At 62.9% G+C, this 25,986-nt stretch carries 18 protein-coding genes; all 18 read left to right on the top strand.

What is annotated here, in order from left to right; genetic code table 11:
- Window positions 1-4: 4 nt before the first annotated feature.
- The 18 genes from A4A58_RS10385 to A4A58_RS10300 all read left to right on the top strand — a co-directional run bounded on the left by A4A58_RS10385 (window position 5) and on the right by A4A58_RS10300 (window position 25,922).
- The gene (locus tag A4A58_RS10385) at window positions 5-409 is read left to right on the top strand and encodes an ExbD/TolR family protein (RefSeq protein ID WP_068731594.1); all 405 of its coding nucleotides are present in this window, start codon (window positions 5-7) and stop codon (window positions 407-409) included.
- A gap of 7 nt (window positions 410-416) precedes the next feature.
- Window positions 417-896, top strand: coding sequence for a hypothetical protein (locus A4A58_RS10380; RefSeq protein WP_244499725.1), 480 nt, complete (start codon window positions 417-419; stop codon window positions 894-896).
- Window positions 893-1,618: a TonB C-terminal domain-containing protein gene (locus A4A58_RS10375; protein ID WP_068731592.1), complete on the top strand. Its 726-nt coding sequence runs from the start codon at window positions 893-895 to the stop codon at window positions 1,616-1,618. Before A4A58_RS10380 ends, A4A58_RS10375 begins: the two co-directional genes overlap by 4 nt.
- 62 nt (window positions 1,619-1,680) lie before the next feature.
- Window positions 1,681-3,510: a putative porin gene (locus tag A4A58_RS10370; protein WP_068731591.1), complete on the top strand. Its 1,830-nt coding sequence runs from the start codon at window positions 1,681-1,683 to the stop codon at window positions 3,508-3,510.
- A gap of 2 nt (window positions 3,511-3,512) precedes the next feature.
- The gene (locus A4A58_RS10365; RefSeq protein WP_068731589.1) at window positions 3,513-4,106 is read left to right on the top strand and encodes a hypothetical protein; all 594 of its coding nucleotides are present in this window, start codon (window positions 3,513-3,515) and stop codon (window positions 4,104-4,106) included.
- On the top strand, window positions 4,106-5,170 hold the full coding sequence (locus A4A58_RS10360) for a peptidylprolyl isomerase (protein WP_244499724.1): 1,065 nt from the start codon (window positions 4,106-4,108) through the stop codon (window positions 5,168-5,170). Before A4A58_RS10365 ends, A4A58_RS10360 begins: the two co-directional genes overlap by 1 nt.
- A 27-nt stretch (window positions 5,171-5,197) precedes the next feature.
- Window positions 5,198-5,698, top strand: coding sequence for a YbjN domain-containing protein (locus A4A58_RS10355; protein ID WP_068731587.1), 501 nt, complete (start codon window positions 5,198-5,200; stop codon window positions 5,696-5,698).
- Between the two features lie 19 nt (window positions 5,699-5,717).
- On the top strand, window positions 5,718-6,551 hold the full coding sequence (locus tag A4A58_RS10350) for a lytic transglycosylase domain-containing protein (RefSeq protein WP_244499723.1): 834 nt from the start codon (window positions 5,718-5,720) through the stop codon (window positions 6,549-6,551).
- A gap of 6 nt (window positions 6,552-6,557) precedes the next feature.
- Entirely contained in the window at window positions 6,558-6,941 is a 384-nt protein-coding gene (locus A4A58_RS31465) for a hypothetical protein (protein ID WP_244499722.1), read from the top strand.
- A 228-nt stretch (window positions 6,942-7,169) separates the two neighbouring features.
- The gene (locus A4A58_RS10340; RefSeq protein WP_244499721.1) at window positions 7,170-7,769 is read left to right on the top strand and encodes a S1 family peptidase; all 600 of its coding nucleotides are present in this window, start codon (window positions 7,170-7,172) and stop codon (window positions 7,767-7,769) included.
- A 50-nt stretch (window positions 7,770-7,819) separates the two neighbouring features.
- The gene (locus tag A4A58_RS10335; protein ID WP_086937012.1) at window positions 7,820-8,248 is read left to right on the top strand and encodes a hypothetical protein; all 429 of its coding nucleotides are present in this window, start codon (window positions 7,820-7,822) and stop codon (window positions 8,246-8,248) included.
- A gap of 350 nt (window positions 8,249-8,598) precedes the next feature.
- The gene (locus A4A58_RS10330) at window positions 8,599-9,333 is read left to right on the top strand and encodes an STN domain-containing protein (RefSeq protein WP_139069824.1); all 735 of its coding nucleotides are present in this window, start codon (window positions 8,599-8,601) and stop codon (window positions 9,331-9,333) included.
- A complete protein-coding gene (locus A4A58_RS10325; RefSeq protein ID WP_068731579.1) occupies window positions 9,330-9,881 on the top strand; it encodes an RNA polymerase sigma factor in 552 nt (183 codons plus the stop codon). The genes A4A58_RS10330 and A4A58_RS10325 overlap by 4 nt, the downstream gene beginning before the upstream one ends.
- Before the next feature lie 38 nt (window positions 9,882-9,919).
- Window positions 9,920-10,906 carry a FecR family protein gene (locus tag A4A58_RS10320; RefSeq protein ID WP_068731577.1) on the top strand — a complete coding sequence of 329 codons (987 nt, stop codon included), beginning with the start codon at window positions 9,920-9,922 and terminating at the stop codon, window positions 10,904-10,906.
- 132 nt (window positions 10,907-11,038) lie between these two features.
- Entirely contained in the window at window positions 11,039-23,398 is a 12,360-nt protein-coding gene (locus A4A58_RS10315; RefSeq protein ID WP_204378173.1) for a filamentous haemagglutinin family protein, read from the top strand.
- Window positions 23,399-23,700: 302 nt separating this feature from the next.
- A complete protein-coding gene (locus tag A4A58_RS10310; protein ID WP_139069823.1) occupies window positions 23,701-24,306 on the top strand; it encodes an STN domain-containing protein in 606 nt (201 codons plus the stop codon).
- A 28-nt stretch (window positions 24,307-24,334) separates the two neighbouring features.
- Entirely contained in the window at window positions 24,335-24,904 is a 570-nt protein-coding gene (locus A4A58_RS10305) for an RNA polymerase sigma factor (RefSeq protein WP_068731571.1), read from the top strand.
- Complete coding sequence (locus A4A58_RS10300) at window positions 24,888-25,922, top strand: FecR family protein (protein WP_081421806.1); 1,035 nt, start codon at window positions 24,888-24,890, stop codon at window positions 25,920-25,922. The genes A4A58_RS10305 and A4A58_RS10300 overlap by 17 nt, the downstream gene beginning before the upstream one ends.
- The last annotated feature ends 64 nt before the right edge of the window (window positions 25,923-25,986 follow it).

The following is a 25,986-nucleotide window of genomic DNA, read 5'->3' as shown; positions in this document are numbered from 1 at the left end:
AACTATGCAGCTCCAGAGCCGTAACAAACCTTATGACGACATCAACATCACGCCGATGTTGGATCTGGCCTATGTGCTGCTGATCATCTTCATCGTCATGACGACGGCGACGGTGCAGGGCCAGAAGGTCAATCTGCCGAAGGCGTCTGCGGCGCCAAGTCTGGCCACGCAGACCACCAAGGCGATCACCGTGTCCAATGACGGCAAGATCTTCCTGGACACCATTCCGGTGACGTTGCCTGAACTCGAGCAGCGCCTGGTTCAGCAAAAAGCCCTGACGCCGGAATTTCCGGTGGTTCTGCGCGGTGACGCGCAGACACAGTACCAGAGCGTCATGGATGTGCTCGATCTGCTCGGCCGTGTCGGCCTGTCCCAGGTCGGTCTCGCCACCAAACCACTCGTGAAGTAACACGCTGATGCACAGCGCCAGCCACATTCCTGACGAAACCAAGCGGGCGTTCGCGACCCTGTGGTCTTGGTTGCGTCGTGGGGCTTCGAAGAAGGAAGCGATCCAGGTCGATTTGCCGCTTTACGGGAACTCGGAGCCGAGCCTGCATCAGGAGAGCGGCACCGTGCTGCAATTCCCGCTGCGCGGTGAGGCGCTGTTGGTACGATTGGCGGAACTGTTGCGCCGCCGGGTGGCGGAGCTGGTTCCGCAATTCGATCGTCTGTTGCTGACATTGTCGCGTCATCCGCTGTTGCGGCTATCGATCGATGAAAGCGCCTACATCGAATTCGATACGCAGAGCACCGAATTCGACCTGGTGATCGAAGCCCCAAGCGGGACGCGGATGATCATCCAGACGACGGACTTCGATGCAGTAGTGAAATTCGTTCTGCAATACGTGGTTGAAAAGCTGTCCGACGAGACAGTGCTGGAGGCTGCTGCGTCGTGAAGAATTCATTCGAACAGCAACAGGACGAGGACGCGCGGAACAGCCGGACTGCCTATATCCGTTACGGAAGCGCCGTCGCCGTGATCACGGTGATGTTTGCCGGTGGTTGGTACTTCATGAGCGGTGGCAGCGATGTGCCGGCGCCGAAGCAGGTTCGCGAACTCACGGTTGTGAACATCGTGCCACCACCGCCTCCGCCACCTCCGCCGCCTCCAAAAATGATGGAGCAGCCGAAGGTGACCGAAGAGACCAAGATGGTCGAACAGCCGCTCGAGGATAAGCCCGTCGAGAAGCCGGCTGACGATCCTGTCAAGGACGCCAAGAACGAGGAGCCGCCGGGACCGCTGGCGCTCGACGCCAAGGCGACCGGGCCGGGCGATCTGTTCAATCTCGGCAGCAAGGTCGGCGGGAGCCCTTATGGCGGTCGCGGCGGCGGCGGTAGTCGTTGGGGGTGGTACGCATCGATCGTGCAGACGCAGATCGAAGCCGCGATCCGCGCCAACGAGAAGACCAAGAATGCGGTGATGCAGCTGCAGTTTCGCATCTGGGCGGACAACACCGGCCGCATCAGCCGCGTCGAGCTCGTCAACTCGAGCGGCAGTCCGGAAGTGGATGCCGCAGTGCGAAGCGATGTGATCGGCCGTTTGACGCTACGCGAACCGCCGCCCACCGACATGCCTATGCCCATCAACATCCGTGCGACCGGCCGGAAACCAACTTAGTTCGCTCGACCGGGGGACGGTCGAGAATACGCATCACGTTATCACTAGGGGACTTGAGACCGATGTTTGACAGAAAATCCGATACCGCCTGGCGCCTGGCGCCGCTCGCCGTATCGATGTGCGCACTGGCCTGTACCGTTCCTGCCCTGGCGCAGGATGGCGGCGGTCGCGCCGATGGTAAGCGCCCGGCAGTGTCACGCGCCAAGCCGATCTCGCCGAACTCGACGTCGAGCCTGGTCAATCTGCTGGTGAAGCAGGGCGTGATCACTGAGGAACAGGCAACAGCGCTGATCAAGCAGGCCGATGACGAAGCCTATGTCGCCCGCGAATCCGCCAAGAGTGCAGCGGCACGTGCGGAAGAAGCCGCAAAGACTGCGAACGCCGCCTCGGCCGCGGCGTTACCTCCGGGAACGAAGCACGTCACCTATGTGCCGGAGATCGTGAAGCGCCAGCTGCGCGACGAGATCAAGCGCGAAGTCATGGATCGGGCTCACAGCGAGAACTGGGCGTCACCGGGCAAGTATCCGGAATGGGCACAGCGCATCCGCTTCTCCGGCGACATGCGTGCACGCTACGAAGGTCAGTTCTATCCGACCGGAAACGATCCGCGCCTCATCAATTACAACGCGATCAACACCGGTTCGCCTTACGACCTCTCCGAGAACCAGTTCTATTGGGCGCCGACCTACAACACCAGCCAGAACCGTGATCGCGCACGCTTGCGCGTTCGTCTGGGTGCCGACATCGACATCGCCGACAGCTTCGTCGGCGGCTTGCGCATCGCAACGGGCGATAGCAATTCGCCGGTGTCTCTGAACCAGACCTTGGGCGGCAGTGGCGGAAATTTCTCGAAATACTCGCTGTGGCTCGACCGCGCTTATGTGCGGTATCAACCGTCCAACGAATTCAACGTTGCGGTGGGTCGGTTCGACAATCCATTCTGGTCGCCCACCGATCTCGTATGGCACCGCGATCTCGGCTTCGATGGTGTTGCCGCCCAGATTCGGCATGAGGTTGCCCCTGGCGTGACACCCTTCTTCGTCGCAGGTGCTTTCCCGACATTCAATTCCGACCTGAATGCTGGCTACAATCTCGACCAGAACGATATTAAAGACGGTCTGCCGGGTAAGTATCCGAGCAACGACAAATGGATGTTTGGTGTGCAGGCCGGCGTCGGCGTGAAGTTCGATCCGCAGTCGAGCTTCCGGTTCGGCGTCGCCTATTATGACTTCACCAACACGCAGGGGCGACTTTCGACCCCGTGCTCCGTTCTCGTCTCTGCCGATGTCTGTAACACCGACCAGACCCGTCCGTCCTTTGCACAGAAGGGCAATACGTATCGCAGGCTGCGAAACATCATTCCGGAGGTGATGCCTGCCGGTACGCTTCAGTCAGAGTTCCAGTACTTTGGCCTGGCTAGCCAGTCTCGCCCTGTCGTGATCAGTGGTCAGCTGGATCTCGGGGATTTCCATCCGGTCCACGTTGTCATCGACGGCGAGTACGTCAACAACACCGCCTTTGATCGCAATGCGATGAATTTGATCGCTATCAACAACAATGCGCCAACGTCGGATGGCTCGATCGGACCATTCCAGGGCGGCAATCAGGGCTGGATGGGCCGCGTGACCGTTGGTCATAAGGAAGTCAAACGTCTGTGGGATTGGAATGTCCACGCAGGCTACAAGTACCTCGAATCCGATGCCACGATCGACGCGTTCGCCGACTCTGACTTCGGCCTCGGTGGCACCAACCTCAAGGGCTACTTCATCGGCGGTAATGTCGGCGTCGCGGACAATGTCTGGGCGTCGCTTCGCTGGCTGAGTGCCAACAACATCGCTGGCGGTCCCTATGCCGTCGACGTCGTCCAGTTCGACCTGAATGCGAAATTCTGATCATGAAACGTCATTTGCTGACTGTCGCTGTTGTTCTCTCGTCATTGGCAAGCGTGGAAGCGCGTGCCGATGCCGAATCGGACAAGCTCCGCGAGGCCCTGCGTAGCGCAACGGCCCAGACCCGCTCGCTTGAAGATCAGCGCTCGGCCTTGCAGGCCAAGGTCGCCGATGCCGAGCGTGAAAAAGCCGCACTGACGTCCCAGATCGCTGCGGCCAAGGCCCAGGTCAAGGAAGTCGAGAAGACCCATCGTGAAGCGGTGGACGAATTCAACCAGCGTCTAGAGGATCGCAACCAGACGCTGGAAAAGTGGAAGGGCGCCTATGAGGAAGCCGCCACGGTCGCGCGTACCAAGGATGGTGAGCGCGCCAAATTCGAAGGCGAGGCGATTGCCTATAAGGCCAGCACTAAAAGCTGCGTGGCAAAAAATGGTCAGTTGATGAAGGTGGGCCGTGAGCTGTTGCGTCGTTACGAAGGCGTCTCGTTCGGCGACATTGCCGTGATCAACGAACCGTTGATGGGCGCCCGTCGTGTCGAGGTTCAGAACATCCTGCAGGACTACGACGACAAACTGCTTGAGCAAAAGGTTATTCAATAATGCGTACGCATTCCTCCATCTTCGCGACGAGCTTCGGTATGGCCGGTGTTTCGGCCCTCATGCTGACAGCGGCTCATGCACAGGCACCGGTTCAGCCAACACAGCCGCGCGTGGCTCAGGCGCCTGCTCCGACAAAGCAGAAGGCCGCTGCTCCAGCAGCTCCGGCTGCGGTTGCTCCGGCGCTAGCTGCTCCCGCAGCGGCTGCGAGCACTGTGGCGTCGGCAAAGGCATCGGGCGAAGTGGTGGCTCGTGTCGGCAACAACGATGTCGGCGCGGACGATCTGCGCGCCTATCTCGCGACGCTCGGACCGCGCGAGCAGGCTGCAGTGGCCCAGGACCCGGCATTGCTGAGCCAGGCGGTGCGCATGATGTTGGCCAATCGCCTGGTGCTGCAGGAGCTGAACGCCAAGAAGTGGGACCAGCAGCCGCAGGTCACCGCCCAGCTACAGAAGCTGCGCGAGAATGCGCTGGTTGAACTCTATCTCCAGTCGGTTTCGAACCCGCCGGCGAACTTCCCGTCGGATGACGATCTGCAGAAGGTCTATGAAGCCAACCGCGCGGCATTCCTGGTGCCGCGTCAGTATCAGCTGTCGCAGATCTTCATTCCGATGGCGAAGGATGCGGACAAGGCAACCGCCGACGCCGCCAAGAAGAAGCTCGACGAAGTTCAGAGGAAGCTGAAAGCGCCGGGTGCCGACTTTGCCGGGATCGCGCGTACAGATAGTGCTGCGGGCGAAAGTGCCGAGCGTGGTGGCGATCTCGGCCTGCTGCCGGAAGATCAGATCCGTCCGGAAATCCGTGCGCAGATCACTGGCCTCGCGAAGGGTGGTGTGTCCGATCCAATTACGCTCGACGATGGCTACCACGTCATTCGTCTGGTTGACACAAAAGTGCCGTATACGCGCACGTTGCCGGAAGTGCGCGAACAACTTGTTCGCCAGATCCGCACTCAGCGCGCGGCCGCGTTGCGACAGAACTACCTCGCGGAAATGCTCAAGCAACAGCCGCCTATCATCAACGAACTCGCGCTTGCCAAACTGCTCGATGACAAGGCGCGGAACTAACAAGTTCGCAACTCAGGAGTATCTGTAATGACTGATACCAATCTCGTCAGCGTCACGCTGGAATCGCTTCGTGATCTCATGCAGAATTCGGGCTACCGGGTGGATCTGGTTTCCGATCCCGCAGCCAACATCTCGCTGCTGCGCTCGTCGACGGCCGGCTTCGGCTTCGATGTTCGCCCCGGCAACCGCCTAGCAGCGGACGAGAACAGCTTCGTGGATTTCACGTTCAGCGCCTGGCTAAACATCGAGGGCGAATTGCCATTGGACGTTGTCAATCGCTGGAACGCGCTGCGTCGCTTCGGTCGCTTGCAGGTCGTTCCGGGTTTCCTGGCGCTCACCATGGATGTGTCGCTGATCGGTGGCGTTTCGCCGAACAATGTGCGCGCCAATGTGGAGATCTGGGATCATCTGGTGCAGGCGCTGGTGCCTTATCTGCGGGAGGAACTGCAGAAGCTTGGTACCTCACAACAGGCGAACGTTGCTCCTGCGGCGCCTGATCAGGTGCCCGCCGAAGCCAAGGTTGCCTGACAGGACCCGGGATAAGTTCGTGCTCTCTTCCGCAAGCCATCGCGCTTCCCTCGTCATCCGGACTGCTTGCAATGCGGGCGCCCGGATGGCTCTTGGTGTCGGCTTGCTGGCAGCATGCATTGTCCCGTCGCTGGCTCAGACCATCGAGAACACCAGGGTCGCTTCGGTGCAGACCGAAGTGGCTGAAGCCGGAACTGATGCTGCGGCGTCCGACAAGCAGCGAACGGATGCTCCGCCGGCATCGCCGATGGTGCCAGTCGCAACGCTACGCACAGCCAATCCGCGTGCGCTCTATCGTTCGTTGATCGAGCAGGAAGTGCGCCTCACGAGCCTTCCGGCGGATGTCGCCGAAGCCGTGATGGGTGTGGAGAGCGGCTATGAACCGAGCCGGATCGGCGCCGATGGTGAGATCGGCTTGATGCAGGTGATTCCGGCGACGGCGCGCATGCTCGGCTATTCAGGCGACATGGCTGGCTTCGCCGCGCCCGAGGTCAATATCAAATATGGTGTGCGCTATCTCGCGCAAGCGTGGTCAAAAGCCGGCGGCGATCTGTGTACGGCGCTGATGAAATATCGTGCTGGCCATGGCGAGACACGGTTCTCGCAATTGTCGGTCGATTATTGCACGAAGGCGCGGGCACGTTTGGCTGCTAAAGGTTATCCGCTGACCGGAACGGTGCCGGTTGCAACGTTTGGCTTCAGGCCGGGTCTCGGTGGCGGCACGGCGATGGCGAGCTGCCGTAAGCGCTGTCTTACATTGGGTGGCGTCGGCCGTGTGGACTTCGCAGCGCTGAACAATCGTCTCGCGCAGGTTGCCATTCAGATCAACGTCCCGAAGACGGCAGGAAAGTGAAGCGTGATGATCGCCAGGCTTTCCATCATGATGTGTTCCGTCTTGCTGTCGATGCCGGCATTGGCACAACAGCCGCCGCAAGTTGATGCACCAAAGCCTGAGGTGATCATCGGTGGTCAGGCAGCGCCGGCGCGTACGTTCGAGCGCTGCGTAGACGTGGAGATCGGCGGCTCGCGGAGTTATGGTTGTCTCAATCAAACGCTGAAGCGGGATGTGGACAAGGTTAATCCGAGCCTGAACTTGCCGCCGATTGACGCCCGGTCGTCCGATACCCGGATCGGGATCGTGAACCTGCCTGGGGTTCAGCAGCAATATGGCCAGAACTACGGTCGCTCGATCGTGCCGTTCCGGCTGCCGCAGCCGACGTTCAATGGCAATCCGCGGCGCTAGCCAGACATGTCTGTCCCGATATTGCCGATGACCGTCGCGCTTCCAGATCGTCTTGCGCAGCCGGGCAAGTCAGGAATCGCCAGATGGCTCGCCAGAATGGTCCTGGTGGTCGTCCCGCTTGCCGCGGGCTCGGTGTCGCCGGCCCGGTCTCAATTCCTGTTGCCAGCCCGAACCGACGTGCCCGTGCTTGCGCCGCCGAAGCCGTTGACGCGCGCTGATCTCCCGCCGGTGGAGCGCGGTGAGCGCGCGGGTACAGGGTTCTTCGTCGATGATGCTGGTCATGTACTGACGGCGCGCCATGTGGTGCAGGCCTGCGGTCGTATCATGGTGCAAAAAGAGGGGCGCACCAGCGCCGCCCGACTGGTGGCCGTCTCGACACCCTATGATCTGGCCTTGTTGAAGACCGCGAAAACGCGTGGCCTGGCTGCTACCTTCCCGCGCAGCATAGCTTCCGCTCCTAATGGCATCGTCTTCGCGGCCGACTACGCGAATTTGCCGACATCGCTGGCCCGGGGAGCGATGCTCGCCAACGCATCCGTGGGCACGACCAATGGAAGCGACGAAGCCGGGCATATCGCGCTCAATACCAACATCACCTTCGGCGCGAGCGGCGCACCGGTTCTGGACTCGCGCGGGCTCGTCGAAGGCGTTGTCAGTCGCAAGACTGCTGTCAATCGCGTGCTCGCTGTCGGCGCCGGTGGCGCAAAGGCGTTTCTTGCTGCCAGCAATGTGCGGCTTCAGGAAGACGATCGGCCTCAAATCAGCGGCTCCGCATCGCGGGCGCATCGGGCGGCAAGTATTTCCGCACGTGTCATTTGTTTAAATTAGAGGGCGTCACCATGAAACGAACGCGCAGCTCTTTCACGGGAGCCCTGAGAATGGGCAAGCTACGTGCACTGCTTGCTTCCGTCGGCCTGATTACGATTGCGGCGTCGCCGGCGATCGCTCAAGGTCTCGATTACCGCAGCCCTGACGCTGCGCCACCGGCGTGGGGACAGTTTGCGAAGCTGGTGAAGTACAGGTTCGAGGAATGGATTTCTGCCGATGAAGCGATAGCCAATCGCTTCCGCTCCTGGCTGAAAGAGACGAACGGCACTCAGAATGGTGCGCCGGCATCGCTCGTCGTCAAGGCCTGGCTCAACCCCGATGGCACCGTTGAACGGGTATCATTCGCGCCGTTCAAGGACGAGCGCGCCAACACCGATCTGCGCACCGTTCTGACCCGCGGCAATATTGGCGAAGCGCCGCCGCCAGAGATGTTGCAGCCGATCAACCTGCGCTTCTCGCTCAATCTATCGAAAGACTAGCCAGGAGCCAGAAGTGGCCGCGATGATGGCAGTAAATTTGAATGGCCGCAGCCCATCGAATACGCAAGATGTCCTACCTAAGTGTCGAACGGCAGGGCAATCGCGGAGAGGACGCCTGCTATGGCACGTCACATGACCAATCTCGCGCTCCATCTTTCCTGAAAATTTTATTTTTGCGCGGACCGGTTGAACTCACCGCACAACGTGGACGTTGGACTGTTCCCGTCCAATCTCGGGGCGGTCGTCTATTCGTAATAATTGGTCTCTAAGAGATTAAGGTATGATCGGTGCGTTCGGATGCGCCGTCTTATCGGGCGAAATGGCCTACCTGAATTGCTTGATCGCGACGGATGTACGAATATCAAATCGCGTATGCGTGGCAAGAAGCGCTTTCGAGAGTTTGGCGACGGTCTTTTTCAGGCTGTCGGCTGTTGGTAGCCGCGGCGGTCATGACGCTGACGGTTGCAACCGCACTCTACGCGAAAGACGATCGGCTCAGTTTCGACATCCCCGCGCAGTCATTGGCATCTGCGTTGGACGCCTATGCGACCGTCACAAGTATCGAGACCTTTTACGATAGTGAACTTGCGCGGACGCGGCGATCGACCGCGGTGAAAGGCATCCTGGCGCCTGATGTCGCCTTGCGGGTCTTGCTGGAAGGGACCGGTTTGACTGAAGTATCGACCGGAAAGGCCCTTGCGGTCGTGGCAGCAACGCGGCTGACGCAATATGGCGGTGCGCGACTTTCCGAATTCGGCTCGTATTATAACGCCCTGCAGGTGGGCGTGGCGCGAGCCTTCTGTCGCCATGCGGAGACGATCCCCGGGGATTATCGCGCGCTAATTCGATTTTCCGTCAGTTCGTCCGGCGAGTTGCAGGGTCTCAACCTACTCAACTCTACCGGCGACCTCCGGCGGGATTCAATCATCGCCGACGAGTTGCGCGGCGTGAGCTTCGACGCGCCGCCGCCGAGGCTGCCGCAGCCAGTGACAATGGTGGTCGCGCCGCGCGCGGCCGAGGCGACCGGAGATTGCGATGCCGTGTCGGGGCGGCAGGTCACGCGTACAAAAGCGGGCGGGCCATGACCGATCCTGCCTGGATAGGCCTCCGCCAGTTGCTGGTGGAGCGCTATGATGATTTTCGCAAACGGCTCACCCGGCGTTTGGGTTCGGCGGAGCTTGCCCGCGAGACCCTGCATGAAACCTGGCTTCATCTGCATCGCGCCGCGCCGACAGGCACGATTGCCAGTCCGCCGAGCTACCTGCTGCGGATCGCCTTTAATATTGCGACCGATCGCGGCCGCAAGCAGTCGCGGCTGGCGCGCCGGACGGAGGTGATGGCGGTGCTCGATATGGCCGACGATGCCCCGTCCGCCGAGCGGGAGCTCGCCGCGCGCCAGGAGATTTCAGAGCTTGAGGCCGCGTTGGAGGAGCTCACGCCGCGGCGGCGGATGATCCTGCTGGCATCGCGGGTCGAGGAGGCCACGTTGCAGGAGATCGCCCAGCGGCTCGGCGTCTCGCAGCGTCTCGTCGAGATCGAATTGAAACATGCGCTGGACCACTGCGCCGAACGCCTGCAACGTCAGGTCGTGCGGAGATTCGGTCCAAAGCCGCGAGAAACGTCTATCAATTAAAGCAGCGAATTTCCGCGCCGTCAGAACGAACAGCAATCGTGACCCCATCCATCGGCAACGACGACGATCTCACCGACCTGCAGCGCCAGGCGCTCGGGAAGGTGCGCCGTCTCATCTCCGGCGAGGCGACCATCGCCGACGTCGAGGACGCCAAGGCTTGGCAGGCGCGCAGTGCCGCGCATAAGGAGGCTTTTGCCTTTGCCGGCCGGCTGTGGGGGCAGCTTGGGCCGGCCGGGCAGAACGTCCTCGCGCGCAGCGGTGAGGATCTTCTGGCGCCCGCGCGGCCAGCGTTTCGTCCTAGCCGGCGCCTGTTAGTAGGCGGCGCATTGGCAGCCTGCGCCGCCTATGTGGTGGTGCGACCGCCGCTGCAGCTCTGGCCGTCGATGTCGGAGCTTGCCGCAGATCATCGGACAGCGGCGGGCGAACAGAAGAGTGTCCGGCTTGTCGATGGCGCTTCAATTGAACTGAATACGCGGACCAGCGTGGCGCTGGCGAAGTCGGCGACCAACACGACAACCAACCAGATCGAATTGATCGATGGTGAAGCGCTGATCGATACCGGCCGCCAGTTGACCAGCCCACTGACCGTGATCGCGGGCAATGGCCGGGTCAGCGCCACCGGCGCGCGCTTCAATGTTCGCCATGACGGCACACTGTCGTGTGTGACTTGTCTTGCGGGCGTGGTGGACTTTGCGCGCTTTGGCGCCACGAGGCGCCTTGAGGCGCGTCAGCAATATACGTATGGCGGGCAGAATCCCGGGGCGGTCGCGGCTGCCGACCTGACGGCGGTGACCGCGTGGCAGGAGGGCCTGCTGGTGTTCCATCAGACGCCGCTGGCCAAGGTCGTCGCCGAGATCAACCGCTATCGCCCCGGCAAGATCGTGCTGATGAACGCCAGCCTGGGCGAGCGATCCGTCAATGCCCGTTTTCGCGTGCAGAATGTCGATGAAATCATGACGCTGGCGCAACAGGTGTTTGGCGCCAAGGTGACGTCGCTCCCGGGCGGCCTGGTGTTCTTGAGCTAGGCGGAAAAACTTTCCGGATCTTAAGATTTCTTTTCGGTCTCGCGGATCGGCGAACGTCCTTATCGGTCAGGAGGCGTTTGGTCTGCTGGCCCGGTGCCTTCCTGTTGAATTCATTCGTCCGGAAGGCTCGTCATGCTCATCTCCCGTTATGCTCAAGGTGTTGCCGCTCAAGGTCTCGCCGTTACGGCAATTTTGCTTGCTGGCACGAGCTTTCTGGCATTGACGCTGAGCGTTTCCGGCGTGGACGCGCGTTCGCTGAACGGCAGCGGCGGAGGCGGCGTGGTGTCGGCGCCGAATATCGCGTCGGATGCCGCAGCGCAGGCGGCGCAGCAGGCGGCAGCGGCCGCGCGGCAGTCGCAAAATTCACTCGCACGCGCTGCACGTGCCGTGCAGGAGATGCAGGGCGTGCAAGCGGCGGCGCGTGCTGCGGCTGCCGCGCGGCAGACTTCGATGGCTGCGCCTATCAGTGTGCCGAACGGCATTGGCGCCGGAGCTTTGCTGCCGAACATGCCGGAAGGCTGGACCGGCGCCAATGCGCCGACGCAGAGCGTCGATGGATCAGGCCAGACCCAGGTCGGCATCCGGCAGACGACGCAGCAGGCGATCCTGAACTGGCAATCGTTCAATGTCGGCGCGCGCACCACGCTGACCTTCGACCAGCAGGGCAATGGCAGTTGGGTTGCGCTCAACCGCGTCAACAATACGACCGCACCGAGCCAGATCCTCGGCAACATCCAGGCCGACGGCCATGTCTATATTATCAACCAGAGCGGCATCATTTTCGGCGGCAGTTCGCAAGTCAATGTCGGCTCGTTGATCGCGTCCACGGCGGACATCGACGATACGCATTTCCGGAATAATGGCATCTACAGCACCCAGACCGGCAACATTTACGCGCCAAGCTTCACCGCAGCCGGCGGCAAGGTCGTCGTCGAATCCGGTGCGTCGATCGTAACGCGCACGCCATCGTCGGTGACATCCGGCGGCGGCTATGTCCTGATGATCGGCAGCGAGGTCGAGAATGCCGGCAGCATTTCGACGCCGAAGGGCCAGACGCTGCTCGCTGCAGGCGACAGCTTTATCCTGCGCCGTGGCTTCGGCACAGAAGGCAACGCGACCTCGACGACGCGCGGCATCGAGATTTCGCCCACGATCATCGGCAGCACCGGCGGCGTCAGCAACAGCGGATTGATTTTCGCCCAGCAAGGCGACATCACGCTGGCCGGGCGCACGCTCACGCAGAGCGGCGTGTTGCTGTCCACCAGTTCCGTCAATACCCGCGGCACCATCCATCTCGCCAATTCGGCGGCCGATAGCCAGGGCAGCGTTACACTTGTTGGGAACAGTGTCACCGCCATCCTGCCCGAACTCGACAGCAGCGAAACCGCGCTGGACAGCCAGCGCGATGCGTTGATCGCTTCCTCGGCGGCGGCAAATCTCTTGCGCGCCGCCAGCGCCACGGGTGCATTCGATAATCTGTCGATTCTGGCGGACCGCCAGGATCAGTCCCGTATCGAGATCGTCACCGGCGGCGTGGTCAATTTCCAGAACCAGTCGCAGACCATGGCGCAGGGCGGCCAGGTCGCTGTCAGCGCCGGCATGCGGGTATTCGCCAAGACCGGCTCGAGCATCGACGTCTCCGGCGTGCGGGGCGCGGTGCGGCCGATGTCGGCCAACCAGGTGCTGGTGAACGTCCAGGGCAACGAACTTAGGGATTCACCTGTGAATCGCGACAGCGGCGCGCTGCTCAACAAGAATGTCTGGATCGACATCCGAGATCTCGCTCTGGTGCCTGCCGGCACTGGCGGCTATGCCGGCGATCGCTACTACACCAAGGGCGGTCTGCTCGAACTCGGCGGTTATCTTTCCAACACCGCGCATAAGATCGGCGAATGGACGGCGCTGGGTGGCACCATCACGCTGGCGGCGCTGGAGGTGATCGCGCAGGCGGGCGCAAAGTTCGACATCTCCGGCGGTTCGGTGAGCTATGACGGCGGCAGGATCTATTCGAGCAAGCTGATTGGTTCGGACGGCCGCATCTACAGTTTCGACAATGCGCCGGCCGACATGAAGTTCATCGGCGCCGCCGGCGGCTTCGTGCGTCAGCATAATATCCAGGGCAAAGTCGCCGACCAGCTCACCGAAGTCTGGAGCACGGTGTTCGATCGCTCGTCGTCGTGGCGCTACGAGGCGGGCTATACCGTGGGCCGCGACGCCGGCCGCCTCAATCTCTCGACGCCGACCGCGATCTTCGAGGCTGATATCATCGCCGACGTCATCGCGGGCGAGCGCCAGAACAGCGCGCGCGCCGCGAATGTCGCCGACGGCTACAAACAGGTGCAGAATGCAACGCCGCTCGCCGGCACACTGGCGGTCGGGCAATATACCGCGCTTGGGCGCACCAACCTTTACAACAGCGATGTGCGCATCTCCACTGTCCCGAACGTGAGCGACGGGCTTGCTGGCGGCGCCGTATCGGCGCCGCCAGCCGACCGGATCAACACCGTCTGGTTCGATGCCGCTCATCTCAACGCGCAAAAGCTCGGCGGGCTCGATCTCGGCACCCGTGGCACGATCTCCATCGACGCGCCGCTGTTGCTGGCCGATGGCGGCAGCGTCAATCTCACCGCGCCGGTGATCGATATCAAGGCCGACGTGACCGTCCGATCAGGTAGCGTGACCGCAACCAATATTTTCCGGACAACTGATGCCAGCGGTCTGTCGGGCCCGTTGACGCTGGCCGGCGCCTCCACTCTGACGGTTCATCGCGGAGCGACCATCGACCTGCGTGGCAACTGGGTCGACCTGCGCGAGGACGCGGCTGCGAAGGGACAGGCTTATCTGAATGGCGGCACAGTATCCTTTATTTCAACGCATGATATCGCGGTGGAAGCTGGCAGCCTGATCGATGTGTCCTCGGGTGCGGCATTGCTGCGCAACGGATCGATCAAGGGAGGTCGCGGCGGCGACGTGACCCTGTCGGCGGATATCGAAGGATTTAGCGTCGCCGGCGGTGGATCGCTCAGGCTGGCTGGCGCCATCGCCGGCTATGGCGCCAGCGGCGGTGGCACGCTCAAGCTCGAATCAGGATCGGCCGTGGTGATCGGCAAGCCTGCTGTCGCAGGCACGGCGCTGGTGCTCGATGTCGAGCGCTTCCAGACCGGCTTCTCCAGCTACGACATCAACGGCCATGCCGGGCTTTCGGTCGCCGCAGGAACGGTGCTTGATGTCACGGTCCCGGTCTACACGCTGGCTACCCCCGGACAGGAAGGCGTCTTCGGCGCTGGTGGCAGCGATTTGTGGACGCCGCCGCTCTATCTGGCATCCTCCTCGTCGAACAAGATTGTACAGCGCGCGGGCGCCGATCTCGTTCTGCGTTCGCAGCGTCAGTTCGAGGGCGGTGACATCGCGATCGGCGCCGATGCGCAGATCACGGTGGATGCCGGACGCAGCATCAGCCTGATCGGCGGCGGCACCAGCCAGATCACCGTCGATGGCGCCCTGCATGCCAAATCCGGCAAGATTGCCATCGATATCGTGGCGGCGCTGACCTCGGCGGAGACATCGCCATCGGTGACGGCCAACAACCGCTCGATCTGGATCGGCGAACGGGCCGTGCTCGACGTTGCCGGCGTCGCGGTGACGGCGATCGATGGCCATGGCCGTGGTTTCGAGAAAGTACTCGACGGCGGCACCATCGCCATCGGCGGGAACATCGACTGGGAGACGACGGGAGCATCGATCACCGCGCCGGATATCGCGGTGATCATCAGGTCGGGCGCATTGCTCGATGCGTCCGGCACCCATGCGGTAATCGACGTGCAGGGCCCGAATGGTTTCGTCGCGACCGACGTGGCCAGCAATGGCGGCGCCATCGTGCTGAAGTCGTCGCGCAGCCTGTATCTCGATGGCTTGATGCGCGCGGAGGCCGGTGGCTTCGGCGCGGCGGGCGGCACTTTGGCGATCGCACTGGAAACGCCGGTGCTCAGCTTGAACGCGGCGGCGGATGACGCCGTCCGCGTGCCGCGCGAGTTCATCGTCTCGCAGATCAATCGCGGCAGCGGCCTTGCTGCCGATCTGGTGCCCAATGCAGTCGATCCGGCGCTGGGCTACGGCACCGGTCGGCTCGGCGCCAACCAGGTGTCGGATGGCGGCTTCGGCACGCTGTCGCTGCTCGTCAATGGCATTCTCAGCTTCGACGGCGACGTCACGCTGTCGGTGGCGCAGAGCCTGCGGATCTATGCCGGCAGCTACGCGCTGACCGAGACGGCGGCGGGCACGTCGGCGGTGTCGCTCGCGACATCCTATCTGCGACTGGCGGGGTCCACGCGTGCGAAGGCAGACTTCCAGATCATGCCGACGGTGACCTGGCGCGACGGCCCCTCGAGCCGCAGCAGCGATGCGCGGTTCTCCGCCACGGCGGATCTCGTCGAAATCCGCGACCGCGTCGGCTTCGGCGCGGGGGGCACCGTCGCGATGAAGTCGGGTGCACTGGTGACGATGGATCGCCGTGGCTTCGGCCATGTGGATGTCACCAGCCGCGGCGATGTGCGGTTGCTTGGCGGCAAGTTCGGCATGGGTCTCAGCGGCGCCACCACCACCGAACTGGCGTCGCCCGGCGACCTGACGCTGACGGCAGCGCAGATCTATCCGGCCAGCGATGTCAACGCACAACTGCTGGCGGGCGCCACCACTGGCGCCTATGCAGTCGGCAGCGTGTTGACGATCAACGGCTATGGCGCCCCAGTGGCGGCGCCGCAATCGGTGTTCGGAACGCTCGCGCTTGGCGGCGATACGGTGCTGCAGGGCGGCGTTGTCCGTGCTCCCATGGGCAATCTGATCCTCGGCTCGGATAACCGCGGCAACGGTACTGGACGCGCGAGCCTGCTGAAGCTGCTGCCGGGCAGTGTAACGTCGGTCAGCGGCGTCGGCGTGCTGATGCCCTATGGCGGCACTTCCGACGGCGTGTCCTACAGCTACAACGGCACGGCGATCAAACCGCGTGCGCTCGGAACCAGTGGCATCAGTTTGAACGGCGACAGCGTGATTGGCGAAGCCGGCGCACTGCTCGATCTGTCCGGCGGCGGCATGCTGACGGGGGCTGGCTTTATCAGCGGCCGTGGCGGTTCCGTGGATGTGCTGCGCACGCCCTTCGCCAATGCCAATCCGGCATTCCCGGTCAGTGCTGCGGGCAACGGCGTCTATGCGATCGTGCCGTCTTTCGGCAATGTGTATGCGCCAGTTACTGCAGATGCCGGAGCGGGCAATCCGCTGGTCGGCCAGCAGATCACGCTGACGCAGGATGCCGGCGGCCTCAACGCCGGCACCTACACGCTGCTGCCTTCCACCTATGCCTTGATGCCCGGCGCTTTTCGCGTCGAGATCGGCAAGACCGGTGCGATGGTCGGCAATACGGTGACGCTGGGCAACGGCAGCACGATCAGCGCCGGCTATCTCGGCATCGCCAATACGGCGATCCGCAATACGCTGCCAAGCCAGCTGATCATCACCTCGGCCGCCACGGTGCGCGGCCATTCGACCTATAACGAGACCGGCTACGACGCCTATACCGTCGCCAATGCGGCGAAGCTCGGTGGCATGCGCGGGCAGATCGCCGCCGATGCCGGCACGCTGAGGCTCGAATATTTCTATTCGAGACCGAAGCCCGGTGTGGCGATGTTCAGTTTCGACGGCACGGCGCTGTTCAATCCGGAAGCAGACAGCGCCGGCTTCGGCGGCACCACCTCGGTGGTGGCGCAATACATCGAAATCCTTGGTGCCGGTGCGGCGCCGACGGCCGGGTATGCCGGCCTGTCGATTCACGCCGCCGACCTCAATGCGCTCGGCACGCCGCGGCTGCTGGTCGGCGGTGCGCTTCAACTCGATTACGCCGAGAATTTTGCGAGCTTCAAAGCCCAGGCCGCCGTCATCGATATTCGCAGTGGCGCGCATCTGACTGGCGCCGAGATATTCCTGATGTCCTTCACACCATGGGGCGGCATCATGATCGAGCAGGGCGCATCGATCGACACGATCGGACGCGGCCGGGCGGTCTATGACTCCACCAACGGCATTGTGTTCAATGCGAGCACGGCTGGTGTGGTTGCCGTTTCCAACGGGCTGATCAATCTGCTGCCGCCGGTGGCGGAGGGATTCTCCTCTCCAGGTACGATTCGCATCGGCGATTGTGCCGGCGGCGGCTGCAGCGGCGTTACCTCGATCCTCACCGAAGGGACGCTGGCGATCGCCACCGACAAGGCCTTCACGCTGACGCCGCAGACGGTCTATGGTGCCAAAAATCTGGCGCTGGCGGTGTCGTCGGTCAATCTCGGCAGCGACGCGGCGCTGCAGCAGGCGACAGCCAACGGACAATTGCCGGCGGGTCTGTCGCTCAATCAGGGCATTCTGAACAATTTGCTGGCGGGCAACGCAGCTGCCAACGTGCCCAAGGTCGAAACGCTGACGATCACGGCGCGGGATTCCGTCAACATCTACGGCTCGGTGGTGCTTGATACTTTCGATCCCGCAACCGGAAAATCATCCATTGCCCAATTGGTACTGGGCACGCCGGCGATCTATGGCTATGGCGGCGCGGGGGATCGCGCCGTCATCACGACCGAACAATTCGTCTGGACCGGGCTTGCGCAGAAGCCGGCGCGATATGTGTCGGAGGGCTATGCGCCGAATACACCCGGCGCTGCCATCGGCAGCCTGCTTGGCAGCAGCACCCTCGATATCAACGCGAAGAACATCATTCTCGGTTATGCCAGCGGCACCCAGCCGATCGCGATCATGCCGGCGGAGCGTCTGGCGCTCGGCTTCGGCACGATCAACCTGACCGCATCCGAAAGCGTCACCTCGAATGCCAAGGGAACGCTCAAGGTCTATCAGCAACAGGGCAGCTACGATGCCGTGACCGGCTACCAGTATTCGGGCGGCAACCTGACCATCACCGCGCCGGTGCTGACCGGCGTGTCGGGATCGGATAATGCGATCACCGTCGGCGGCACCATCGCCATGCTGGCGCCCGCTGGAGGCGAGACCGGAACGTCCACGACGCTCGGCGCGCAACTCAGCCTGTCCGCGCAGAATATCCGCATCGACGGCGCCATCGCGCTTTCCTCCGGCAAACTGACCCTGAACGCCACCGGCGACATCCTGCTCGATGACCGCTCGCGCATCGATCTGGCCGGCCGCAAGCTCTCCTTCTTCGAGGCCAGCCGCTATAGTGCGGGTGGCCAGCTGGTGATGGCCAGCACCGGCGGAAACATCACGCAGACGGCCGGTTCGGTGATCGACGTTTCGGCAGTGCTGAACAGTGCCGGTTCCGTCGAGGCCGTCGCGCTCGGCGCGGGCGCCGGGCAGGTCGCGCTCGGCGGAACGGTGCTCGGCAGCAGCAGCGGCTGGTATGATGCGGGCGGCACCTTCGTCCCCGCCGCGGGATCGGAGATCACGATCCGCGCGCAGGCGGTGAACGATTTCGCCGGGCTGAATACACGTCTCACCAATGGCCAGGTATTCGGCGCGCGGCGTTTCCAGATCAAGCAGGGCGACATCGTCATCGGCGACGAGGTGCGTGCCCGCGATGTGGAGATCACGGCCGACGGCGGCAGCCTCATCGTCAACGGCACCGTCGATGCCAGCGGCTTCGAGGTCGGTACGATCCGGCTTGCGGCGCGCGATAACCTGACTGTCAACGGCACGCTCGATGCACATGCCACCGGCATCCGCCGCGACAGCTATGGCAAGATCATCGACAGCCCGAACCGGGCTATCGTCGATCTCACCACGCGAGACGGCCGGCTGACGCTTGGCAGCGCCGCACGGATCGACCTGCGCTTCGGCACATCCGATACGGCGAATCACGATGGTGTGGCGCGCGGCACGCTGACGCTGAACGCGCCGCGTATCGGACGCACCGATGTCGCGCCCGATAACGACGTTGCGGTCGATGTCGCCGGCAGGCCTGAGATCCTTGGCGCCCAGACCATCGCCGTTTACGGCTTCCGGACCTACGACGACGCGCAGCCAGCGCCGACGGCAGATGCCGCCGGGCAGACCACGCAGCTGATCACCCAAGACTATCTCAACATTATCGACGGTCACAGCAGGGCCTATATCAACGCGGCGCTCGACAACGACGCCCTCACGGCGCGACTTGCCGGGCTCGGCAACTATCATCTGCGTCCGGGTGTCGAGATCGTCAGCAACAGCGTCGTCAATCCGGACGGCAACCTTACTGTGCTCGGCGACATCGATCTGTCGAACTGGCGCTACGGGCCGGATTCCGACATCCACAGCGTAGCGCGGCGCGGCTTCGGCGAACCGGGCGCGCTGGTGCTCCGCGCGGCAGGCAATCTCCATGTCTATGGCAGCATCACGGACGGCTTCGCGCCGCCGGCTGAGACGCCGCCGGGCGACAAGGGCTGGTATCTGTCGGAAAAGAGCCTGCCGCAATTCGACAAGCACATTGCCTATGGCGCCGACATCACCATCCCCATCGATGGCGTGGTGCTGGACATCGGAACCGTGTTTCCGATGAAGGTCGCCTTGAACTTCGATATCCCGGTTGCCGCGATGACGCTGCCGGTCGGCACCACGCTGCCGGTGGATGCGGTGCTGACGGGAAGCTACACATTCGGAGCCGGCACCGTGCTGTCGGCTAATGTCTATAATGCCGATGGCAGCATTCGGGCTGCCGCCGGCACCGTGCTGACGGCCGATCTCGTTGACGATGCGGGCATGAAGCTTGGCGCGGGCACGCCGCTGCGCGCCGCTGCCGATGTTGCGGCACTTGTCTGGCCGAAGAACGTCGTGCTGCCCACCGCCATGAAGACGGTGGTGCAGACGACGCTGGCGCGCGGCTCCGTCATCCCGTCGGGGACGGATGTCCAGTTGCCGGGCGATTCTGCTGTCAATCTGCGGCCGGGCGCCGTGCGGAGCGATAACTGGGCGGTTGCGCCGATGCTGTCCGAAGGCACGACGAGCTGGAGCATACAGCTCACTGCCGGTGCGGACGTCGCTTCGGCGGATCGCCGCGCCACCAATCCGTCGTCGCGTGGGTCGATCATTCTCGCCGACACGCATTCCAACATGACCACGGCAGTCGTGCAGGCTGGTGGCGACTACTATGCGTGGACGCAAGCAGGCGCCGATGTTGGGCTTGGTACCGCCGGTGACCCCGTTGGCGACCAAGGCTTCTACTGCGATATGGAGCCGACGTGGTGCTCTTTCGTCAGCACCCCAATCCGCGACGTAACCACCGCGAACTATCTGTCGCCTGCATTCAGCGTGGTCCGGACCGGAACCGGCGATCTCGGCATGGTTGCTGCGGGCGACCTGCGGATGAATTCGGCCTTCGGCGTCTATACCGCCGGCACGCAGTCTGCCGCGATCCTGGACGGCGCCGGCAAAAACCCGTTTAACCTGGAACGCGGCCAGAGCGTCAACGGGGCCTTGCCTGCGGACTATGACGATGTGGCGAGCACTTATCAGGCCTGGTATCCCGAGCACGGCGGCAATCTGGATATTCGCGTCGGCCGCGATCTCGTCGGCGACGTCTGGGGGCAGATGCCGCACGACAACGTGCCCAGCTCGGGCGTCGGCAACTGGTTGTGGCGGCAGGGCACCGGCAGTGCAGTGACCGATGCATCCGGCATCGCGACCTCGTGGTGGATCAATTTCGGGGCCTATACGTCGGCGCCGATCAGCAATCAGCCGGCGTCGCCATATATGGCCGGCTTTACCGGCTTCGGGACACTGGGCGGCGGCAACATCACCATCAATGCCGCGGGCGATGCCGGCATCATTGCGCCGCGTGGGGATATTGTTGTGGCCGCCGCGCCGCGCAGCCAGGCGCTGGTCGTTGCGGTGGGCAGCACCGGGCGTGTCGATGCATCGGGCAATCTGATATTGACCGGCGGCGGCGACCTGCAGATCAAGATTGGCGGCGCGCTCAACCCCAATCTCGACGCGGTCCAGTTTGCGAGCAGCCGCTCGTCCAATAGCCAGGATACGGGCCTCAATGGCACGCTGACCAATCTGCGCGGTCTGACGACCCTGTCGGCGGCGGCGGTCGGCGGCGTCAATCTGCTGTATCGCATCAATCCGACCACGCTACGCGGCTTCGATGGCGACCTCATGGATGTCCGGCCGGTCGATCCGTTTACCTCGAGCGTGGCCAACAGCCAGGGCGGCATCGAGTTGTTGCCGGGCGATTCCGCGATCTACCTGAACACGTCGGGCGATCTGGTGCTCGGCACCGCGTCCGATCCCGGCCGCGTCTTCACCAGCAATCTCTCGAAGCTCACGGCCAGCGGCGCGGCGACCATCGGCCAGAGCTGGTTCTCGCTCTGGACCGACCACACGGCCATCAATCTGCTGTCCGCAGGCGGCAACCTGACGCCGGGCACCGATGCGTTCAACCGGAACCGGAACTACAATTTCGGCAATGCCAATACCGGCGATACGGCGACCGTCTATCCGTCCATCCTGCGCGCGGTGGCCGGATCGGGCAGCATCTATTACGGCAATGGGGCCGGCGGCGGCGGCGCGACCCCGCCCACGAGTTCGATCCTGCTGGCGCCGTCCACGAAAGGTGCGCTGGAATTGTTGGCGGGGACATCGATCTATGGCGGCGGCTACGGCATCGGCATGTCTGGTTCGGACGCGCCGCTTCCGACGCCGTTCCGTGCGGCCTTTGTCGGCTATCAGGCCGGAGGTACCCCCGAATTCTCCAACACCAGTCCGCAGGGCGCGCTGGTCGATTCCTATGGAAGCTCGGTCATCGGTATATCTGACACGTATCCGCTGTTCGCCTTCGGCCCCGACACCATCGGCACGACCTCGCTGCATGCCGGCGATCCGTCATCCGCTCTGTTCTATGCGGCCAATGGCGATATCGTCGGACTGTCGAGCGGCGCGATCCGGACCTTCGAACCGGGCGCCGCGGCGGGGCGCGCACAACTGACCTGGTATCGCGCCGGCATCGCCATGCGGGTGCGTGCCAGCGGCGACATCATCAATCCCGACCTGATGATCGTGAACAACAACAGCGACGACGTCTCGCTGCTGCAGGCGGGCCGCGACATCACTTATGCCAATGTGCAGGTTGCCGGGCCGGGCGCATTGGAAATCATGGCCGGGCGCAATCTCGATCAAGCAGACCAGGCCTCGGTCACCTCGATCGGGCCACTGGTCGCGGGCGACGATCGACCGGGCGCATCCATCGCGATGATGGCGGGCGTCGGCGTCAACGGGCCGGACTACGCCAGGCTCGCGGCGCTCTATCTCGATCCTGCCACTGTAGCGACGGCCGGCGTGCCGCTCGCCGATCAGGTCGGCCGGGTTGCCAAAACCTATGAAGGCGAACTCGTTACCTGGCTGAAAGAGCGCAACGGCTTCTCCGGTTCGGTGGAGGAGGCGCGCGCCGCTTTCGCCGCGCTGCCGCCGGAGCAGCAGCGCATCTTCCTGCGGCAAGTCTATTTCGCAGAGCTCCGCGCAGGCGGCCGCGAATATAACGACACGGCAAGCTCGCGTTACAGGTCCTATCTGCGCGGTCGCCAGATGATCGCGACGCTGTTCCCGGATCAGGATGCCCAAGGCAATCCGATCGCGCGCAGCGGCGACATCACCATGTTCGGTGGCGCCGGTGTATACACTGCCGGCAGTACTGATAACCACACCAATATCAGTAGTGATATCCAGATGCTGGCACCTTCTGGCCAAGTGGTAATAGGCGTTGAAGGTACAACGCCGCCCTCGACAGCGGGCATCGTTACGCAAGGCCGCGGCGACATCCAGATCTATGCTCAGGGCAGCGTGCTGCTCGGCCTTTCGCGCATCATGACGACCTTCGGCGGCAATATCCTCGCATGGTCGGCGTCGGGTGACATCAACGCCGGTCGAGGCTCGAAGACCACGGTGCTCTATACGCCGCCGAAGCGGATCTACGACAACTACGGCAACGTCACGCTTTCGCCACAGGTGCCGTCGTCGGGCGCCGGTATCGCGACGCTCCAGCCGATCCCGGATGTACCGCCCGGCGATATCGACCTGATCGCGCCATTCGGCACCATCGATGCAGGTGAAGCCGGCATCCGCGTCTCCGGCAACGTCAATCTTGCGGCGCTGCAGATCGTCAATGCAGCGAACATCCAAGTCCAGGGCTCATCGTCGGGCATCCCGACGGTGCAGGCGCCGAGCATCACGGCGGCCCTGTCGAGCTCGAACGCGACCACGGCGACGCAGCAGACGGCAACGCCGACGCAGGCCACCAACACCAATCCATCGGTGATCATCGTCGAAGTGCTGGGCTATGGTGGCGGAGAAGGCTCAACGCCAGCCGGCAGCGAGGACTTGAAGCGATCGAAGCGAAGCGAGCGCAGCTACGACCACAACAGCGCATTCCAGGTCGTCGGCGTTGGCGAACTGAACGAAACGGAGAAACAGAACCTCAGCATGTCCGAGCGTCGGTCGTTAAACACGCGGTAAGATGCAGGGCGAATGATCGATCTGGGGAGGTCATGGTCGCCGGGCGCAATGTCCCGGAGCGGTTGTTTGACATGTCAGTGTCACAGACGGGGCCTACATCAGCGCTGATGTGATAGTTGCAGATGGGGAGGACGGACGTGGCTCCGGGCGCGCGTTTGTCGATCTGGACCCGTGCCTGGTCTGGCCGTGCGTCGCTGATAGGTCTCGTTTTGTTGCTGTCCAGTCACCCCCTCGCTGCGGAAAGCAGGATCGATCGCGTGCGCGTTGATGCGACGCAGGAAGACGCCGGCGTCAAGTCTGTCATGCTGGATATTCCGTCGCAGGCCCTGGACGTCGCGCTCAAGGCATTCGGTGTCGCCACGCAGGTCGCGTTGTTTTACGAAACTGGCGTCGTCTCCGGGCGGCGTTCGTTTCCGGTGCATGGCGAATATCCGGTAGACGCTGCGCTGCGGGTGATGTTGAAGGGCACCGGCTTGTCGAGCACCTCGTTCGATCGCGGTACCATCACCATTCTTGCGCCGGCACTACACGCCGTGGCCTCCGATGTGAAACGGGCAAAGGCGGGGCTCGCGGAGTTTTCCCTTTATCTCGCTTTGGTCCAGCAAGGCCTGGATCGGGCGTTCTGCCGCGCCCCCGTGGCTGCGAGCGACCCTGACGATTTTCTCGCGCGGGTCTGGATATCGCCGACGGGCGACGTGCAACGCGCGGAGCTGCTGCCGGGAACCGGGATCGAAGCGCGTGATCGTGTCTACATAGCCGCCCTGACGGGGCTGTTGATCGGCGCGCCGCCACCGGCCGCCATGCCTCAGCCAGTCAATCTGATGATCATGCCGAAACAGTCTCAGGGGTCGTCGGCCTGCATGATGCAGGGGCAAGGGACGGATTCGCGATCCGCTGCCCATGAGTAATTCCGCGGATGTCACCCTGCTACGACAGATGCTGGTCGGCGAGTATGACGATCTGCGACGGCGACTCACGCGTCGGCTCGGATCCGAGGATGTTGCAAGCGAGGTGTTGCAGGAGACTTATCTGCATCTCGAGCGTTCCTCGCTGATGAGCGTCATCGATAGTCCGAAGCGCTATCTGCTGACGATTGCCACCAATATTGCGCGGATGCGCTTTCGCCGCGAACGCCGCCTGACCAGCCTGTCCGACTTGGATAAAGCGCTCGGCTTTGTCGATGAAGCGCCCGATCCGCTGCGCAGCCTGGAAGCCCGGCAGGAGTTCGAGGCCCTCAAGGCGGCGTTCGACGAACTCTCTCCGCGTCGGCGCTACATCCTGTTTGCATCGCGGCTGGAAGGGCGCAAGTTGCGCGAGATCGCCGACGAACTGGCCGTCTCGCAGCGCCTCGTCGAAAAAGAACTGAAAGCAGCACTGATGTTTTGTGGCGCGAAAGTGAGCCGCGACGTGATCCGGAGATTCGGTCCGGGCGCGCGAGAAGCATCTTCCTTGGAAGTGTCACCCGTCCCGGCAACACGCGAAGACCGCCATGACGACGCCGAATGAGATAACACCGATGAAGATTGCGTCCGTTGCCGATGATCGTCCTGTGGACCTCGATCCGGTCAGGCAAGAGGCCTATGACTGGATCGTGCGTTTCATGGCCGGGCATATGACACCGGCAGATGTCGCCGTAATGAAAGCCTGGTATCGGCAGAGCCCGGAGCACAGGAGCGCTTATGCTGAAGCGCGGCGGGTGTGGCAATCGCTGGGGCCGATCGCCAGCGAGAGCCGTCGCGGCCCGCACAACCGGCAGGTGATTCCGATGGCGCGTGCCGCTCCGCGGCGGTCTCCGGCGATGCCGAGCCGGCGGTTGTTCCTGGGAGGAGCGTTGGCGGCAGCGTCGGTGGCATGCGTCGCGATCCGCCCGCCGCTCGATCTCTGGCCGTCCTATACCGAGCTGATGGCCGATTACCGCACTGGCGCGGGTGAGCGGCGGCAGGTTCAGCTGTCCAATCATGTCGCGCTCGACCTGAATACAAAAACCAGCATCGCAGTCCGAACCCAGTCGCCGATGGCGACGGAGATCGAAATGTTATCGGGGGAAGCTGCCATTTCAACGGCTGCATCTGAATCGCCGTTGACGGTGGTTGCGGCGAACGGACGCGTAATCACGACCAATGCCGAATTCAACCTGCGATGCGACGGCGGGCAGGCGTCCATCAGTTGCCTCAAGGGCCAACTTAACGTTGCGCGCGATGGTCAGTCCATGGCGCTTACCGATGGTCAGCAAGTTACATACGGTAGCCAGGGCATGGGCGCTGTCGCCGCAATCGACCCGGCCAGCATCACGGCATGGCAGCAGGGCGTACTGACATTCGATGCGACACCGGTGCATCAGGTGATCTCCGAGCTCAATCGCTATCGGCCGGGACGCATCGTTCTGATGAATGGCGATATCGGACGGCGCTTGCTCAATGCCCGCATCAAGATCGCCGAGACCGACAAGATCATCGTGCAGATCGTCCAGATTTTCGGCGCAAAAGCCCGCGAATTGCCTGGCGGTGTCGTGTTCCTGACATGATGGCTGGTATCCGCCGTCGGATGACGCGGCTGCGGTCGAAATAATCTTTACGAAACCTGAAAAA

It is taken from the genome of Tardiphaga robiniae, from assembly GCF_001618955.1.
Taxonomy (GTDB): domain Bacteria; phylum Pseudomonadota; class Alphaproteobacteria; order Rhizobiales; family Xanthobacteraceae; genus Tardiphaga; species Tardiphaga robiniae_A.
Note: the sequence above shows the minus strand (reverse complement) of the source record. Positions and strands in the feature narration are given on the sequence as shown.